The organism is Acinetobacter sp. FY731, assembly GCF_059515905.1.
On record NZ_JCAKNB010000021.1, the window covers coordinates 1 to 15,810 of the forward strand.

Annotated in this window: 15 protein-coding genes, 4 pseudogenes and 1 other annotated feature; of the genes and pseudogenes, 12 read left to right on the forward strand and 7 right to left on the reverse strand. The window is 35.4% G+C overall.

Annotation, left to right across the window (positions count from 1 at the left end; genetic code table 11):
- Positions 1-63 precede the first annotated feature (63 nt).
- From AC5YC8_RS13620 to AC5YC8_RS13630, 3 genes and pseudogenes are all read left to right on the forward strand, one after another.
- Positions 64-693: pseudogene (locus AC5YC8_RS13620) on the forward strand (IS6 family transposase); the annotation flags it as partial.
- A gap of 600 nt (positions 694-1,293) precedes the next feature.
- Positions 1,294-1,650 (forward strand): type II toxin-antitoxin system RelE/ParE family toxin, encoded by a 357-nt coding sequence (locus AC5YC8_RS13625; RefSeq protein WP_000269911.1) that lies wholly within the window; start codon positions 1,294-1,296, stop codon positions 1,648-1,650.
- A complete protein-coding gene (locus tag AC5YC8_RS13630) occupies positions 1,643-1,945 on the forward strand; it encodes a helix-turn-helix domain-containing protein (protein ID WP_001140620.1) in 303 nt (100 codons plus the stop codon). The genes AC5YC8_RS13625 and AC5YC8_RS13630 overlap by 8 nt, the downstream gene beginning before the upstream one ends.
- Positions 1,946-2,084: 139 nt before the next feature.
- On the opposite strand, the gene AC5YC8_RS13635 is transcribed toward AC5YC8_RS13630, so the two are convergent.
- The 3 genes from AC5YC8_RS13635 to AC5YC8_RS13645 all read right to left on the reverse strand — a co-directional run bounded on the left by AC5YC8_RS13635 (position 2,085) and on the right by AC5YC8_RS13645 (position 4,535).
- Positions 2,085-3,107 carry a retron St85 family RNA-directed DNA polymerase gene (locus AC5YC8_RS13635; protein WP_496120396.1) on the reverse strand — a complete coding sequence of 341 codons (1,023 nt, stop codon included), beginning with the start codon at positions 3,105-3,107 and terminating at the stop codon, positions 2,085-2,087.
- A gap of 235 nt (positions 3,108-3,342) precedes the next feature.
- Positions 3,343-3,666 carry a hypothetical protein gene (locus AC5YC8_RS13640; protein WP_496120398.1) on the reverse strand — a complete coding sequence of 108 codons (324 nt, stop codon included), beginning with the start codon at positions 3,664-3,666 and terminating at the stop codon, positions 3,343-3,345.
- Entirely contained in the window at positions 3,663-4,535 is an 873-nt protein-coding gene (locus tag AC5YC8_RS13645) for a phosphoribosyltransferase-like protein (RefSeq protein WP_496120400.1), read from the reverse strand. Before AC5YC8_RS13645 ends, AC5YC8_RS13640 begins: the two co-directional genes overlap by 4 nt.
- A 251-nt stretch (positions 4,536-4,786) precedes the next feature.
- On the opposite strand from AC5YC8_RS13645, the gene AC5YC8_RS13650 reads away from it, so the two are divergent.
- Complete coding sequence (locus AC5YC8_RS13650; protein ID WP_496120402.1) at positions 4,787-6,112, forward strand: ISNCY family transposase; 1,326 nt, start codon at positions 4,787-4,789, stop codon at positions 6,110-6,112.
- 147 nt (positions 6,113-6,259) lie between these two features.
- Positions 6,260-6,726, forward strand: a pseudogene (locus AC5YC8_RS13655) (helix-turn-helix domain-containing protein); the annotation flags it as partial.
- A 95-nt stretch (positions 6,727-6,821) separates the two neighbouring features.
- Here the strand turns inward: AC5YC8_RS13655 and AC5YC8_RS13660 are convergent.
- Positions 6,822-7,145: a helix-turn-helix domain-containing protein gene (locus AC5YC8_RS13660; protein ID WP_496120404.1), complete on the reverse strand. Its 324-nt coding sequence runs from the start codon at positions 7,143-7,145 to the stop codon at positions 6,822-6,824.
- 307 nt (positions 7,146-7,452) lie between these two features.
- On the opposite strand from AC5YC8_RS13660, the gene AC5YC8_RS13665 reads away from it, so the two are divergent.
- The 4 genes and pseudogenes from AC5YC8_RS13665 (at position 7,453) to AC5YC8_RS13680 (ending at position 9,515) form a co-directional block, all read left to right on the forward strand.
- On the forward strand, positions 7,453-7,776 hold the full coding sequence (locus AC5YC8_RS13665; protein WP_253148911.1) for a hypothetical protein: 324 nt from the start codon (positions 7,453-7,455) through the stop codon (positions 7,774-7,776).
- Positions 7,777-7,814: 38 nt separating this feature from the next.
- The gene (locus AC5YC8_RS13670) at positions 7,815-7,940 is read left to right on the forward strand and encodes a hypothetical protein (protein WP_496164868.1); all 126 of its coding nucleotides are present in this window, start codon (positions 7,815-7,817) and stop codon (positions 7,938-7,940) included.
- A gap of 316 nt (positions 7,941-8,256) precedes the next feature.
- Entirely contained in the window at positions 8,257-8,625 is a 369-nt protein-coding gene (locus tag AC5YC8_RS13675) for an antitoxin Xre/MbcA/ParS toxin-binding domain-containing protein (RefSeq protein WP_496120405.1), read from the forward strand.
- A 317-nt stretch (positions 8,626-8,942) separates the two neighbouring features.
- Positions 8,943-9,515: pseudogene (locus AC5YC8_RS13680) on the forward strand (DinB/UmuC family translesion DNA polymerase).
- Here AC5YC8_RS13680 and AC5YC8_RS13685 read toward each other — a convergent pair.
- Entirely contained in the window at positions 9,486-9,857 is a 372-nt protein-coding gene (locus AC5YC8_RS13685; protein ID WP_496120407.1) for a hypothetical protein, read from the reverse strand. The pseudogene AC5YC8_RS13680 and the gene AC5YC8_RS13685 sit on opposite strands and share 30 nt — an antisense overlap.
- Positions 9,858-10,135: 278 nt before the next feature.
- On the opposite strand from AC5YC8_RS13685, the gene AC5YC8_RS13690 reads away from it, so the two are divergent.
- From AC5YC8_RS13690 to AC5YC8_RS13700, 3 genes and pseudogenes are all read left to right on the forward strand, one after another.
- A complete protein-coding gene (locus tag AC5YC8_RS13690) occupies positions 10,136-10,459 on the forward strand; it encodes a plasmid mobilization protein (protein ID WP_280956551.1) in 324 nt (107 codons plus the stop codon).
- Positions 10,456-13,323, forward strand: coding sequence for a relaxase/mobilization nuclease domain-containing protein (locus tag AC5YC8_RS13695; protein ID WP_496120411.1), 2,868 nt, complete (start codon positions 10,456-10,458; stop codon positions 13,321-13,323). The genes AC5YC8_RS13690 and AC5YC8_RS13695 overlap by 4 nt, the downstream gene beginning before the upstream one ends.
- Before the next feature lie 176 nt (positions 13,324-13,499).
- Positions 13,500-13,959, forward strand: a pseudogene (locus AC5YC8_RS13700) (IS3 family transposase); the annotation flags it as partial.
- Positions 13,789-13,905: a sequence feature (AL1L pseudoknot), on the forward strand. It overlaps the preceding pseudogene by 117 nt.
- Before the next feature lie 52 nt (positions 13,960-14,011).
- Here AC5YC8_RS13700 and AC5YC8_RS13705 read toward each other — a convergent pair.
- Together AC5YC8_RS13705 and AC5YC8_RS13710 are read right to left on the reverse strand one after the other, a co-directional pair.
- Positions 14,012-14,716 carry an IS6-like element IS1006 family transposase gene (locus tag AC5YC8_RS13705; protein WP_001067784.1) on the reverse strand — a complete coding sequence of 235 codons (705 nt, stop codon included), beginning with the start codon at positions 14,714-14,716 and terminating at the stop codon, positions 14,012-14,014.
- A 326-nt stretch (positions 14,717-15,042) separates the two neighbouring features.
- The gene (locus AC5YC8_RS13710; protein WP_496120262.1) at positions 15,043-15,747 is read right to left on the reverse strand and encodes an IS6-like element IS1008 family transposase; all 705 of its coding nucleotides are present in this window, start codon (positions 15,745-15,747) and stop codon (positions 15,043-15,045) included.
- Positions 15,748-15,810: the final 63 nt, after the last annotated feature.

The following is a 15,810-nucleotide window of genomic DNA, read 5'->3' on the forward strand; positions in this document are numbered from 1 at the left end:
GGCACTGTTGCAAATAGGCTGACATGATAAGCTAAATATCTTATTTATTTCGAGATACAGCAGATGAATCCCTTCCACGGTCGGCACTTTCAAGGTGAAATCATTCTTTGGGCTGTTCGTTGGTATTGTAAATATGGCATCAGCTATCGTGAACTTCAAGAAATGCTCGCTGAACGAGGCATAAATGTGGATCACAGTACAATTTATCGTTGGGTTCAGCGTTATGCTCCAGAAATGGAAAAACGGTTACGCTGGTATTGGCGTAATCCTACAGATTTACATTCATGGCATATGGATGAGACTTATATCAAAGTGAAGGGGCGATGGACTTACCTGTATCGTGCAGTTGATCAATGGGGTCATACGATTGACTTTTACCTTTCCGCTAGACGGAACAGTAAATCAGCCTATAGTTTTCTAGGAAAGATCTTCAATACGGTGAAAAAATGGCAAATTCCACGGGTCATCAATACAGATAAAGCAGCGACCTATGGCCATGCTTTATCACGATTAAAGCGAGAAGGAAAATGTCCAGTAGATATTGAGCACAGGCAGATTAAGTATAAAAATAATGTCATTGAATGTGATCATGGTAAGTTAAAGCGAATCATCAGGGCCACATTAGGATTCAAATCTATGAAGACTGCTTATGCCACAATTAAAGGTATTGAAGTCATGCGTGCACTACGTAGAAATCTGAATCCTGTGCTTGACTTGGAAGTGTCTGTATAGGACATTTCTATTTGGTTATTAGGTAGGACATTTCTACTTGGGAATAACAACACTTGTATATTAATTGAAATATCAACTACTTAATAAAACAAGAAAAATCCCAAAATGCCCAAAAAGCCGATTTTGAAACAATTCGGCTTTTTTATGAGTGGTTTTGATACTTCTCGCCAATAAAATTGATCAAAAATACATCAAAATAGATAAATACATAATCTTTATATGGGTTTAACATCGAAAATCATCCACAATTTCTGCGGATAAAACAGGGACAGTTTTTAGCCGGTCTTGTACGCATATGCTCACAACAATTCCGGCCCTTTGCGGCTGTCCAGGCTCCTGAAATTTTTTTATGATGGATTCATCAGGAACAGGAAGTTCTACACAATAATAAGAACAACGATACGCACAAGGACTGTAAGGTACGACAGGAGTTATACCGAGCGAACCCATACGAAAAACCCCGGCAGGATGCCGGGGTTTTTTATTGCCTATCATTTCTCATTTGCAAAACAAGCATAATCCTCCTAAAATATAGACTATAATCTATATTTTGGTTGTGGTATGTGGACAGTCATTACGACAGATCTATTTAATCAGTGGCTTGAACAGCAAGATGAATCTACACAAGAGAAGGTCCTAGCTGCCCTGGTCGTTCTACAGCAGCAGGGACCGAGTTTAGGCCGCCCTTTAGTAGATACTGTGTATGAGTCTAAATTTACCAATATGAAAGAACTGCGCGTTCAACACCGCGGTAGACCCTTAAGAGCTTTCTTCGCATTTGATCCCTTACGACAGGCTATTGTTCTATGTATTGCTGATAAAGGCGGTAAAAAGCGTTTTTATAAAGACATGCTGGATATTGCAGATGAACAATACCAACTTCATCTCACCACCCTAGGAGATAAATCTAATGGCTAAGACTCTGCAAGAATTGTTAGCTAGCCGCTCTCCAGAGAGCCAAGCCCGTATTCAAAAAATGGCAGATGAATTACTGCTAGAAAATCAGCTTCATCTTATTCGTGAAGAACTCGAAATTTCTCAAAAAGAGCTTGCTGAAACTTTGGGAATAAAACAACCATCGCTTTCAGCAATAGAAAATCGTGGCAATGATCTTAAGATTTCAACCATGAAAAAGTATGTTGAGGCAATGGGAGGGAAGCTCCGTATTGATGTAGAGCTTCCAACAGGAAAACATATAGGATTCAATGTTTAACAATAAAAATGGGAGCTAAAGGCTCCCATTTTTAGATTCGTATAACGCGTATTACGTTAATTTTAGGAAAATTTAAGAATAAAAATTTGAAAGAACCAGTTCATTCACAATTAAGATCATAACAATATATAACTAATTTTTACGTCAATATATTTTCTAGTTCTCTTTTATATTCCAAATATTCACTATTATTAGATTCTATGCTGAGTACAAAATTTACTTTACCTAATAACGAATAAATATAATTCGGATCTTTAATTCGTTTTTTAGAAACGTGCGAAACAATTCCAAATTTTCTTATGTAGTACAAATCTTTAGATAGTTCTCTTTTATATTTTTTGGGAACAAAAAGCATGCTATTTTTAATCTGTATACCTGTAATAATATTTTGATTAGCATTTATTTTTAATTTAGTTTTTTTACTATTTACCTTAAAGCCATATTTCTTGATCAAATGGATAACAAAATTTTTAAAATTTAAGGTAACTTCTGCTCCAGAAAAAACCATATCATCTGCGTATCTAGAATAAATTATATTGTTCTGAGTGGCATAATTTAATAGTCTTTTATCCAAAGCAAAAAAAACTAAATTTGATAAAGCTGGGCTTGTAGGAGCACCTTGACCTAGACAGTCTTGATAGCAACATAATTTTGCTAAATAAAAAGAAATTTTCTTAGAATAACCTAACTTATTGAAATAATTAACTATCCAAGATAAAGGAATTGATGGAAAAAAATTCTTAATATCTAATTGTAGAAAAACATTAGAATTCTTATGAAGATTTGCATTAGACTTAATTGATCTTTTTTTCACAAATCCATGAGCTGATTTATGTATATAGCCTTGTTTTAATATATTTTTATAAATCCATGTTTGAACTAATTTTAAAGATTTAAATGGAGTTGTAATAGTTCTATTTTTACCGTTTTTTTGGGCTATTTCGAAGGATCTATAAAACTTTTCAGAGCAAAATATCATAGAATACAATGTTGGTACATTGATACCGACTAACTTAGATAAATGTTCTATCTCAAATATAACAGGAACATTATTCTTACTAAGATTTTGGATAATATCTCTATATTCTTCAATATATTCATCTTTAATACCAATATCTTCGAAATACTCGACCCATTGATGAATAATTTTACTATTTGTCATATTAGACCTGTAAGGATTACCTTAAATTACTTGCTTTGTAAGAAAAGAAGTTTCTTTTGATTACGATCAAAAGAAATCTTATTTTCTTACCTCGAATCAGCGGTAGCTGTTCGGCCCTTACTATTCAATTTTTTCATTGAATAGTAAGGTCAAGGTCAAAGACCCGTAAACGTTAGAAGCGACTCGCTCCAAAATACTAATCCTTACAGGTTTTTGAATTATAAGCCATAGATATTTAAAGTAAACTTCTTTTAGGAATATAAAAATCACTAGGAAGTATCTTCTTTTCTGATAAAAAATTTTTAGGAATTTTATTTTTATTTTTCTTCTCATGATCTATCAATAGAAGAATATACTCGATACCTTTATCTAAAAGACGAACAAATAGCCCATCCACTTCTATATATTTTTCTTTCTCGAGTTCAAAAATCAAATTAAAAAAGATGTTAGAAGCAACTCCTATCCTCTTATTTGCTGTATAAGCCTGCAAAGTGTGATTAGATGCCGTTAATAAAATTTTTAGTAATTCATTTTTTAATTGGACATTCTTCATCATCATGCATCATCCATAGCTCTGTGTAATAGGACATCACGTACTGTATAATTAGAGTAATATTTCCACCAAAAAATAGGAAATACATTGTTAGGAGTATTTTTACTTTCTATAGATAAAGCAACTTGTAATTCCCCATATCCAAGGCTAGGAAGTGCTCTATAATTATGGGATTGCGATAATTTTCCCTCTATTGTTCTCATCATATCTTTTTTATTTTCTACCTGATTTTGATCATATATTTTTTCTAAAATATTATCTAAAACAACATAACTACATGAAAAATCTATATTATTATTTTTTACATTTTCATCACCAGTCTTACTAGAAATTAAAACTTTAACTAGTACATTAGGTATAGGTAAGTTAGATTCACTAAATAACTCTTTAATTCTCTTAACTCTATTAATTACTGTTTCGCCAGTACCAACAAAATTATCCACTAATATGATAGTGATACTTTGATCTCCCTTAGTTTTTCTAAACTCCTTATAAGCTTTTGGAGTTTGATCATAACGGTTAACAGATCTATATCCTGTCCATTCTAACTTTGATAACTCACCTTTTAAGTCATAAAGTACGCTTTGCCCACTATCAGCTGTTGAATCTGCTGACATAGCAGTAATAAAAGTTAATTCTGGTTCAACTCCACAGGTGGCAATATCTAGTGCTAAATTACTTATACCGTCATTATATTCCTGAATAGTTATATGCCTAAGATTGTCTAAAATATCAATAATTAGTTGAGCTTGTTCCTCAGTTTCACAATCTTCAAATAACAGTGTACCTAAAGCAGTCGTTTTAGGCTTTAACCAAGGATACTTAAATGCTAATTGAAAAATTTTTTCAAAAGCTTTCTTTGGCATATTGCCCATTTACGAAATTTTCCGCCTATTTTTTAGTATCTTATAATATATTAGACTCTTATATTACAACCTAGAAATTTTCTACATATTTTTTAATACCTTATATCTAAAAAATTTTATATTTAACATAAAATCTCTTATGCGAATCCAAAATGTAAGCCCAAAATAGAAATGTCCGGTTTCTCCAAAGTAAAAATGTCCGCTTTTAGAATATGCACTTTTGCAATTTCCTTAGCGGACGGTTTGATATGTTGGTGTCTATGTCGGATAAAGAACTTAAACGATTGTCGGTCTTGCAGGAAATCTGTGATCAACGCATAACTCAATCCAAGGCTGCTCAGCTACTTCATATCTCAGAACGTCAGATCAGACGCTTACTGCAGAAATACAAAGCTCAAGGTCCCGCTGCATTAGCCCATGCCGGTCGTGGCCAAATCAGCAATTCCAAACTTCCTGAAGAAGTCAGACTCAAGTGCCTTAATATTGTTTCTGACCAACTCCATGGTTTTGGACCCACTTTAGCGCATGAAAAGCTCACCACCGTACATGGATTCGATCTTTCAGTGGAAACCCTGCGTTCTTGGATGATTGCAGCTGACTTATGGATTCCTCGATCCAAGCGCCTGAAACGCCCATATCAGCCTCGTTACAACCGGGATTGCTTTGGTGAGCTGATCCAGATCGACGGTTCACACCATGACTGGTTTGAAGGACGAGCACCTAAATGCTGTCTACTGGTGTTTATCGATGATGCGACAGGAAAATTGCAGCATTTACGCTTCTGTGCGTCAGAGTCAGCCTTTGACTATATGATTTCGACACGTTTGTATGTTGAACAGCATGGTAAGCCATTGGCATTTTACAGTGACAAACATTCAGTTTTTAGGGTGAATCAAAGCAGTAAGAAAGACACCAAGATTACCCAATTTGGACGTGTCCTGAGCACTCTCAATATCGATATCATTTTCGCTAACTCCCCTCAAGCCAAAGGCCGTGTAGAACGCGCCAATAGAACGCTTCAGGACCGTCTGATCAAAGAGATGCGTCTGGAAGGCATCAGTTCGATTGCAGATGCCAATAAGTGGTTGCCCTGCTTTATTGAGCAATTTAATCGTAAATTTGCCAAGATGGCCTTTAATCCTAAGGATCTACACCGGACTGTCACTGAAACAGCTGAAGAATTAGATGATATTTTTACCTGGCGTGAACCTCGCAGAGTTACAAACAGCCTGACGATTACATATGATAAATGCGTATATCTCCTGGAGAATACAGAAGAAAATCAGAGGCTGATCGGCAAGTATATTGAGTTTCTGGAATACCCGGATGGTACAGTTGCAATTGAATATCAGGGAAGAAAAATCAATTACAGCATCTTCGATAAATTAAGTCAGCTGAACCAGCGAGAGATTGTTGAGAATAAACGGTTAGGTGCCGTTCTCAGTCATATTCAACAACAGCACGAAGAATTAGAACAACAAAACAAACGTAATCGTTCTCAAAAGATGCCAAGCAGACGTGCACAGAAAACAGTAATCAAAGAACGAAATCTGAATCCTGTGCTTGACTTGGAAGTGTCTGTATAGGACATTTCTATTTGGTTATTAGGTAGGACATTTCTACTTGGGAATAACACAAAATGTTAGAACCCATTTAAAGTGTCTATATTCTCACCAATAAAAATGTCTGGTTTATGATGGTTTTTATCAGCATGGACTGGATATAAAATATAGATGCTGATCACTATGTCTGATAAAGAAATTCAACGTCTTGCAGTTCTGCAAGACGTTAGAGATCATCGTATTACCCAGGTCCGTGCTGCTGAAATCCTGAATCTTTCCACCCGTCAAATTACCCGGTTATTGCAGAAGCTCAATCAAGATGGTGTCTCAGGTATGGCACATGCCAGTCGTGGTCAACCGGGTCATCGTCGCCATGACGTCCTGTTAAAATCAAAGTGCCTTTCCATTATTTCTGACCAACTGCATGGTTTCGGACCCACTTTAGCGTATGAAAAGCTCACCACCATGCGTGGATTCGATTTTTCAGTAGAAACCCTACGTTTCATGATTGCGGCTGACTTGCAGATTTCACGATCCAAATGCCTGAAACGCCCATATCAGCTACGCTATAATAGTGAGTGCTTTTTTGAGCTAATTCGTATCATGACTGCTTTGAAGGTCAAACCGCTAAATGCTGCTGCTAAATTTCTAAGATAGTGGGAACCCCTCCACCCTGACTATTGTCATATTGATCTTAAGGAGAGACGTGGTGATACAGTTTTGATATAAAATTTTAGTTTTGCAACGACAAGATGAATTTTTCAATCATTTGTCTTTCTGATTCAGGTAATGCTTGAATAGATTTTGTAATTGGATCGCTACTTAAATGAGTATATTGATCTACACATCCTAATAAATAATCAGCAGATATATTCAGTACAACAACTAACTTATAAAAATTTTCTAACGATGGTTTACGAGAACCAGCCTCAAAATGTGCAATTGATGTAGATGGTATGCCTGATTTTTCCGCCAATTCATGCTGTGTCATTTTTCTCATTTTTCTGATTTCTTTTAGTCTTAGACAAAACAAATCAACATCCATTTCAAGCATCATAATAAAACACCATAATTCGACAATAATAACTTGACTAAATAGGCAAGTTTACATATAAATATTAGTAGTATTTTATTGTCTATTTCGACAAAAAACATCTTTTTAAAATCAAGGAGGGAAATTAGATGATCAATATTGTATGTGCATGAGTGACCTATCTAGACAATAGGACACCCATGCTTTTCATTCCAAACTAAGGAAATGAAAGATTGTAAAATTTCGACGTTTTACCTTTGCATTCTTTCATAACAAATAATTTAAGTAAATTTTTCTTTTAAGAAAAATCTATTCACTTAAAGGCTCGATTATGAATAATTCCTCTCATGTAGTTCTTAAATCAATTAGATCTGAAATCCGCAATCTTAATGTACGGACCATTTCAAAAATAGTTGCTTCTAAAATTATCGAAACTACGGCCCTGCAATTACTATTTGAACCAGGCTTTTGCAAACAGCTTAACGTTGCACGCCATCTCACGACATATGAAGCTGTTGCATATTTTGTTGATAATCAATTTTTTGAAGAATATGGATTTCAGCAAGTATCTTTAATTAGTTTACAGAATATATATGATCAATTTTTAACCAATTTCTATGATCATCTGACGAACACGCCTTATTATCATATGTGATAGATGGCTCTTAACCTTAATTAAGTCCTCACATAAAAATGAGTGCGGACTTAATTCATGGCTATAAATTGTGTTCTATAGCAACGCAAGTTGCTAAAAAATGGAAAACTTGGCAAAACTTAAACTCAGTATTACAAATATCTGCAAAAAAACCATCACTTTAATTCTTTTTATTGGTTTTATTCCACGTTACTTACCGGGAGAACAACCATTGTATTTTTGACATCTTTTATGGTGTTTTTTGATCAATAAATTGTTTAGCCATATTGCTGAAAAGGGAAACAAAAAAACTCTGATTGCGGAACAACCCATAGTTGGTAAAGTTTTCTATTCAGAAAACTTTTCAATTTACTCAATGAAGACCATAAAAAAACGTGGACCCTAAATCCGTCCTGTTCATGGGACTGATAGAACAAATTTTAAAATACTTTTTTTCAGGTAATGTGAAAAAGAAATATTTCTTATATTGAAGGCATACTCATGAATCCACTTTCACAACCTATAAATAGATCTAGACTTTTAGCTAAAACTTCATGGAAAGCGGCTCAGCAGCTTGGGCTAAAACCAGAACAATTTGTAAGAATTCTGCATCTTGAATGCGTTGATATGGTTTTATCTGATTCAAGTCTAATGCTAGATCCTAACTCTAAACAAGTAGAAATAGCATTAATCCTCATTCGGATTTACAAGGCTCTATATCATCTGAATGGTGGTGATATCAAGTGGATGCACCATTTTCTCAACTCGCCCAATCTATTGACTGGAGGAATTCCTATAGAACAACTGGAAAGTATGAGTGGGCTGCTTTCCGTACTCAATACTGTAGAATCTCTTCAGTATAAGGTTTAGATACCTCAATTCCTATAAAGCTAGCGGTCCATAAAAATATCTTCAGGAGGTACTTTTGAACAAAAAAATTATAGCTATAAAGTGATGTGATCCGAAGAAACACTCAAATATGTGGGTTATTACCTTGAGCAGCCTTCCCTTTTATATGTCGAAGCAGATCTAATGGAGGCATTAAAAGGAATTACAAAAGTCGTGAATACGTATAATTCTAAAGCTTCAAAGTTTCCTTAAGAAGCAGCTTTATTGCAGGATCTAAATCTTTCTAATACACATTCGGAGCTACTTGGTATGCAGCTACTCAAGCCCCGAGAAAACAAATTTTTGCGAGTCGTTCCTTTGGTCAAAGGATTTACCATATGGACGCTCTGAAAGAAGCAATGGCGTTCTATGTACAAGATGCGGTATCTCGGCTAAGAGGTGAAAGATTGTTGTGTGGTTACATGATTGGTTTCGTACAATCCAGTTAATACAGATAAATATTTCCATATTACAGTAAGTCTGCAGCGCTCACTTTGCCAGAGCCAACCGACAATGTATTAACGCTGTGCAAGATCGCCACTGAGATGATAGATGACTTATATCAGAAAGATATTGGCTTCAAGAAGTGTGGCGTGATACTGACTTGTCTTGAGCCTAAAGCCAAGCATACTTATGATTTGTTCACAGATATGAAGCGGGTTGGTTTAGACAATATCTTCATGGATTATGGTAGGTTCGGCAAAGCCAAGCTTTCACTCGGTACAAGTATGTTACCGAACAGAGCCTGGAATATGTCTAGAATTAAGCTGACACAGAATTATTTCAGTTGGGATCAATTGCTTTGTGTGAAGCAATTTTTATTGATTACTTCACACCATAATTTATTTTTTCTTCTTGAAAAACTCTTTTAAAGTTTCCTCAGTAATACCCACAAAATTGTTTATTTTTAGAAAGTCTAGTATTTCTCCGGTTGTTGCACCAAGACCAAAGAGTTGAAGTAAAGTTTTCTTATGCTGAGTAAGCAATTGATTCCGTGTAATGGTCTTTTCATTCAATTCTTTTATATAACAAAGAAGAATGTTTTCAAAGTTTTTAGAATCATTTTTGCTATATATTTTTTGATTCTTCTCAACAAGTTTTGAATGCTTTTCTTCTTTTTGAACTTTATCTTCAAAAGAATTATCTGTTGAAAATTTAAGACTTTTGTCATCCTGATTTTCACTATCGAATTTTAAAATACTCTGATCTTGCATTAAATTTTTTTCCTGAAAATAAATTTACAAGATCATTATTCGAAATATCTACTTTGAGAAAAATGGCAAAATATGACCCTTTTTTGATTTTTAAATTACTGAAAAATGTAACTTTTTGTGCTAAGAAAAAAAAGAAAAAACAAGTATGATTTTCATAATCTTCAGCTCATTCATTCACCGCTAAAAATATACAGGATGGGACGATGTATATCACATCGTCCAGATTCACAAATCTCGAGCTCGCTCCGCTCGGTCTCAATTTGCATACAGTAGAAAAAATGAAAGACAAAGCATTAAGAAAAAAACAAATCATTATTCGCATTACAGAAGATGAATATCAACAGATGAAGAATGCCTATGAGACGTTGCATATGAGTCAATCGGACTATATACGCTTGAAAATTTTCACTGATGCTCAACCCAAGTTTTTAGATCAACGAAACATTCATGCTGTGAGAGTCCTCGGAATTATGCTGACAAAAATTTTGGAAAAACTCAAAGATACACGACTCATTTTGAATGAATTAGAGGAAATAGAACAGCTCATCACTGAGATCAAAATGACTGTACGTAAACTCAATGATAGATTGGATAAAGTATGATTATTAAAGTCATTCCGAATATGATCGGGTCTTCAGTAGAAGAACGGGTGACTGGATTATCGGATTATATTCACCATCCGAAGCAGACACGTGCTCACCATTTGTCTGAATATATTCATCAGCTTCATCCTGGTTTTGATGAAAATTTACTCTCTGAAAAATGTGTCTATTCAAACTCGAGAAATTTTTTAGATGATGATCCTCACTATCAAAAAATAGAAATGTCACAAACGGCCAGTTTGAACTCTCGTGTGATTGACCCAATCGTACATATGGTCGGAAGTTTTAAAAAACTTGAAGTTCCAACCACTGAACAATTAGAAGAACAAATTGATATTTTGGTGAAGCATCTGGGTGCAGAAGAACTGCAAATGCAATATGCAATGCATATAGATACAGACAACGTGCACTTTCATTTAATCGTCAATAAAGTTCATCCCTACAAAAAAAATAAACACAGTGAAAATGAAGCTATCGATTTAGGAGGTGGTTGGATTTATAATGCTGTACATCGAGCTGCTGCAGAAATTGAAGCCAAACAGGGCTGGGAACCAGAGCCTAATCCAATGTTTATCTATAAGCATGACACGGGACAATGTGAAAAAAATCCAGATTATTTACCTCAGCCTGATGCTGAAAAAATTTATTCAAAAATTAGAGATCAAGAATATCGACATCAACAAAAAAGTCGAATAAGTAGTGAAATCGCAGAGTCAACAAACTATCAATACGATATTGAACGTGATATTCAGCAGGTAATGAGCAGTGCTAAAAACTGGCAAGACTGGCACCAACGATTAGCCAAAATTGGAATTTTGTATGAAAAAAAACGCAGTGGTAGTATTTTTAAAATTCAGACAAATGAAAAACGAACACTCACCTTTAAAGCCTCTTTATTTTGTAATAAACAAGTCACTCTAAAAAGCTTAGAAAAACAATGGGGGGATTTTACTCATCATGATGTCGATCACAAAATAATTCCTCTGATCAAATTAAGCAATACTGTTCAGCACGTGCAATTAGCAAAAGCAACGCTACATTCTTACCATTTATTTAAAAATGAAGATTTTCTAGTTAAAGATCTTCATGACGTTTATCTAAAACTAAAAGTAGAAAAAGATTCAATCAGTAAAAATCGTAAAAATGAATATCAAGAAATTGTATTTGAAAATGAAATTTATAAGCACAATAAAAATTATTTTTTAAAACAATGGCAGCAGAAATTTCCAGAGCAATCATCTGATGTCATTTCTACTCTGCTGCATTACCAGCACTATGCTGATCAAATAAATTCAAGAGTATTACAAAGAGAAGAATATAACGATCAACATAAAAGCTTGAGTAAAGAGACATCTGAAGCACTACAAAAAAACTTTTCACTTTCTCCAAATTTTGATTCCTCGAAAATAACGTCTTACGCAGATTTTTTAAAACTTTTTCCCCTCTCACATCACTTGCTTATGCAACAACAATTTTTATTTGATCAGCGTCAATCTAAAAATTTTATTTGCCAAGATAACCCTAAGATTGAAAAAGCAAAAATCCTCTTTGATCAGAATGAACCGATAGCCATTCAAAATAGATATGGGATCCTAGTGTTCAGTAATTATTCCGTGACCCGACTACAACAATGTATAAAAGCACTTGATTCTAAAAAGAAAGGAACGCTCAGGGGTACGTCGGAATTTAAAGAATTGTTCCACGCCACTGTAAAAGATCTCAAAGAAAAAGAACAGATTATCGACACAAACCATGAGAGAGTATTACCAAGTTTCGAACGTCTTTCTCAAAACAATATCGAGTCGTGTTTTACTGAACTCTTTAAAAAATTTAGATCCACGCACACAAATCAAAGTACAGCCATTATTAAAACTTGTTTGCTCTTAAATTGTTGCGGTTTACCAATGGAGTCACTGCAATCAACATTAAAAAAATGTGTTGATGAAAAGAAATTGCCTGATATTAATAAGCAAGATCAGGATCTCCTCATGCTTAGGATCCAAAATCTGATTTATACTCAGCATAAAGAACTAAATAAGCAATATTTCAATTCATCTGAGATTGAACAATGTTGGCAACTTTATTTTAATCTACATATTTCTCCACTCAAGCAGCCAAAAGAACAGAAGCACAACTCTCAGTCTTCATCTTCAACACTAGAATTAGAGCTCGTGCCTAAGGTTGAGAAAAAAAGAACAATCAAACTTCCTGAAAATTTAGCTGAATCTGAGTTTGAGCAAATGCTGCAATACTTTGAATACACTCGAAGACTCAAGCTTCAGAAAAAACAAGAAGGAGAACGCTTGAATACATTAGAATCTTCAAAGAAAATGTCTATACCTCATCAGCAATCCCAAATGACATCTCTTTTTAGAAAAGACTATGTAATCGAATACAAATTTGGACAAAAATTTTATCTGGACCAAAAAAAAGTTGCATTTTTTGAAACGGAAAACACATCAGAAATTACAGTTGTTAGTCATCAACATGAGTATATCCGTGATGCCTTATTCCTAGCGAGAGCAAAGTTTGGTGTTGTTTTAGTTTTTGGAACAGATGAGTTTAAAAAGCAAGTACAACAAATTGCTGATTCAGAGGATATCAAAATTAAATTTGAAACTACCCTTCAGCAAAAAGTGAATACGTCAATTGAAAATAGTCCAGCTGTTGATTCGGCTGCTAAAAATGACAGTGCTTCACCAAAATCTCCAATGAAAGGATTAAGTTTAGAACCTAAAGATCCTAGTATATTAAATAAGGAAGATAGAGCTGATAATTTCTATAAAAATCAATCGGAGCAATCAAGTGGCAGTCGCAAAGAGTCCACGCCAGAAAATAGTTACGATTACGGACCTAGTTTTTAAGACAATTGCCTAATCAGTTTTTTATGAAATTTGGATTATGGTTTATAAAAATAGCCTAAGAATTATACTTAGGCTATCTCATAAGAAAACTCAGGAAAATGCTTAAGAAATTCGATATTAAATGGATGAACCGTACCGGGTTTGTCGGAGACCAAGCTTTCTGAGAGAATGTCCCGATGAAAAAAGTAAAATATACCCCTGAAATCAGAGAAAGAGCTGTTCAATTATTGATTGAATCCGAGAAAGATTATCCATCGAATTGGGCTGCGATCACCGCTATTGCTCCCTGAGCAGTATACTGCGCAAGGGTTGTACTCCTGAAACACTACGTGTTTGGTATCAAAAATATTTAGATAAACAAAATCCAGTTAAAGTACAGCAGCTTTCAGACCAAGAACGTATCAAACAACTGGAACGCGAAAATAAAGAACTGCAACGCGCCAATGAAATTCTACGTAAAGCAGCCGCTTTTTTCGCCCAGGCGGAGCTCGACCGCCCACACAAATAATGGTGGATTTTATCCATAACAATAAGGCGTTATATGGTGTTGAGGCGATTTGTAGAATTTTACCGATCGCACCTTCAACCTATTACCGGACTCTAGATCTCTGTGAAAATCCAGAACATCGAGCAAAGGGCACTGTTGCAAATAGAGATTTGAGTCGATGATGTTCCCTTTAAAAAGTACTTAGAGACCGAAAACCCTGTTGATTAGACACACTTCACCCTGAGGCTGACCATAATAAAATGACGATGCTTGTCCTTTACGTAGTGCACGCATGACTTCAATACCTTTAATTGTGGCATAAGCCGTCTTCATAGATTTGAATCCTAATGTGGCCCTGATGATCCGCTTTAGCTTGCCATGATCACATTCAATCACGTTATTTTTATACTTAATCTGCCTGTGCTCAAGGTCTGGTGGACATTTACCTTCCCGTTTTAACCGTGATAAAGCACGTCCATATGTGGGTGCTTTATCCGTGTTGATCACTTGTGGAATTTGCCACTTCTTCACATTATTTAAAATTTTTCCAAGAAAACAATATGCTGATTTGGTATTACGTCTAGAAGAAAGATAAAAATCAATGGTATCGCCACGTTGATCGACTGCACGATACAGATAAGACCATCGTCCATTCACTTTTACATAGGTTTCATCAATATGCCACGAGCTCAGATCTGTAGGATTACGCCAATACCAGCGTAAACGTTTTTCTATTTCAGGAGCATAACGTTGAACCCAACGGTAAATAGTCGTGTGATCAACATTCACACCCCGTTCGGCCAGCATTTCCTGCAGTTCACGATAGCTAATGCCATATTTACAATACCAGCGCACAGCCCAAAGAATGATTTCGCCCTGAAAATGCCGACCATGGAAAGGATTCATATGCTGCACCTTTAGCTAAAACAGTCTTCAGCTTACCATTCGTGGTTATTTGCAACAGTGCCCTTAGAACTAAATAAATTATAACAGCCATAAAAATTTAATCACATGCAGAAAGTAGCCGTTTCCGCTTCTTTGCGACTTCACATGACGCAAGCCGTCTTATTGTCAACGGCATTCTAAAATTGACCCCTTTTACCTTACAAATGGCAAAGTAAAATTGACCCCTGAAATCAGAGAAAGAGCGGTTCAATTACTAATTGAATCTGAAAAAGATGGCACTGTTGCAAATAGTGATTTGAGTCGATGATGTTCCCTTTAAAAAGTGCTTAGAGACCGAAAACCCTGTTGATTAGACACACTTCACCCTGAGGCTGACCATAATAAAATGACGATGCTTGTCCTTTACGTAGTGCACGCATGACTTCAATACCTTTAATTGTGGCATAAGCAGTCTTCATAGATTTGAATCCTAATGTGGCCCTGATGATTCGCTTTAACTTACCATGATCACATTCAATGACATTATTTTTATACTTAATCTGCCTGTGCTCAATATCTACTGGACATTTTCCTTCTCGCTTTAATCGTGATAAAGCATGGCCATAGGTCGCTGCTTTATCTGTATTGATGACCCGTGGAATTTGCCATTTTTTCACCGTATTGAAGATCTTTCCTAGAAAACTATAGGCTGATTTACTGTTCCGTCTAGCGGAAAGGTAAAAGTCAATCGTATGACCCCATTGATCAACTGCACGATACAGGTAAGTCCATCGCCCCTTCACTTTGATATAAGTCTCATCCATATGCCATGAATGTAAATCTGTAGGATTACGCCAATACCAGCGTAACCGTTTTTCCATTTCTGGAGCATAACGCTGAACCCAACGATAAATTGTACTGTGATCCACATTTATGCCTCGTTCAGCGAGCATTTCTTGAAGTTCACGATAGCTGATGCCATATTTACAATACCAACGAACAGCCCAAAGAATGATTTCACCTTGAAAGTGCCGACCGTGGAAGGGATTCATCTGCTGTATCTCGAAATAAATAAGATATTTAGCTTATCATGTCAGCCTATTTGCAACAGTGCC

Excerpts from the sequence above, each read along its gene's own strand:
- AC5YC8_RS13625 (WP_000269911.1), top strand. The coding sequence starts at position 1,294 with ATGTGGACAGTCATTACGACAGATCTATTTAATCAGTGGCTTGAACAG.
- AC5YC8_RS13630 (WP_001140620.1), top strand. The coding sequence starts at position 1,643 with ATGGCTAAGACTCTGCAAGAATTGTTAGCTAGCCGCTCTCCAGAGAGC.
- AC5YC8_RS13635 (WP_496120396.1), bottom strand. The coding sequence starts at position 3,107 with ATGACAAATAGTAAAATTATTCATCAATGGGTCGAGTATTTCGAAGAT.
- AC5YC8_RS13640 (WP_496120398.1), bottom strand. The coding sequence starts at position 3,666 with ATGATGATGAAGAATGTCCAATTAAAAAATGAATTACTAAAAATTTTA.
- AC5YC8_RS13645 (WP_496120400.1), bottom strand. The coding sequence starts at position 4,535 with ATGGGCAATATGCCAAAGAAAGCTTTTGAAAAAATTTTTCAATTAGCA.
- AC5YC8_RS13650 (WP_496120402.1), top strand. The coding sequence starts at position 4,787 with ATGTCGGATAAAGAACTTAAACGATTGTCGGTCTTGCAGGAAATCTGT.
- AC5YC8_RS13660 (WP_496120404.1), bottom strand. The coding sequence starts at position 7,145 with ATGATGCTTGAAATGGATGTTGATTTGTTTTGTCTAAGACTAAAAGAA.
- AC5YC8_RS13665 (WP_253148911.1), top strand. The coding sequence starts at position 7,453 with ATGAATAATTCCTCTCATGTAGTTCTTAAATCAATTAGATCTGAAATC.
- AC5YC8_RS13670 (WP_496164868.1), top strand. The coding sequence starts at position 7,815 with ATGAGTGCGGACTTAATTCATGGCTATAAATTGTGTTCTATAGCAACG.
- AC5YC8_RS13675 (WP_496120405.1), top strand. The coding sequence starts at position 8,257 with ATGAATCCACTTTCACAACCTATAAATAGATCTAGACTTTTAGCTAAA.
- AC5YC8_RS13685 (WP_496120407.1), bottom strand. The coding sequence starts at position 9,857 with ATGCAAGATCAGAGTATTTTAAAATTCGATAGTGAAAATCAGGATGAC.
- AC5YC8_RS13690 (WP_280956551.1), top strand. The coding sequence starts at position 10,136 with ATGAAAGACAAAGCATTAAGAAAAAAACAAATCATTATTCGCATTACA.
- AC5YC8_RS13695 (WP_496120411.1), top strand. The coding sequence starts at position 10,456 with ATGATTATTAAAGTCATTCCGAATATGATCGGGTCTTCAGTAGAAGAA.
- AC5YC8_RS13705 (WP_001067784.1), bottom strand. The coding sequence starts at position 14,716 with ATGAATCCTTTCCATGGTCGGCATTTTCAGGGCGAAATCATTCTTTGG.
- AC5YC8_RS13710 (WP_496120262.1), bottom strand. The coding sequence starts at position 15,747 with ATGAATCCCTTCCACGGTCGGCACTTTCAAGGTGAAATCATTCTTTGG.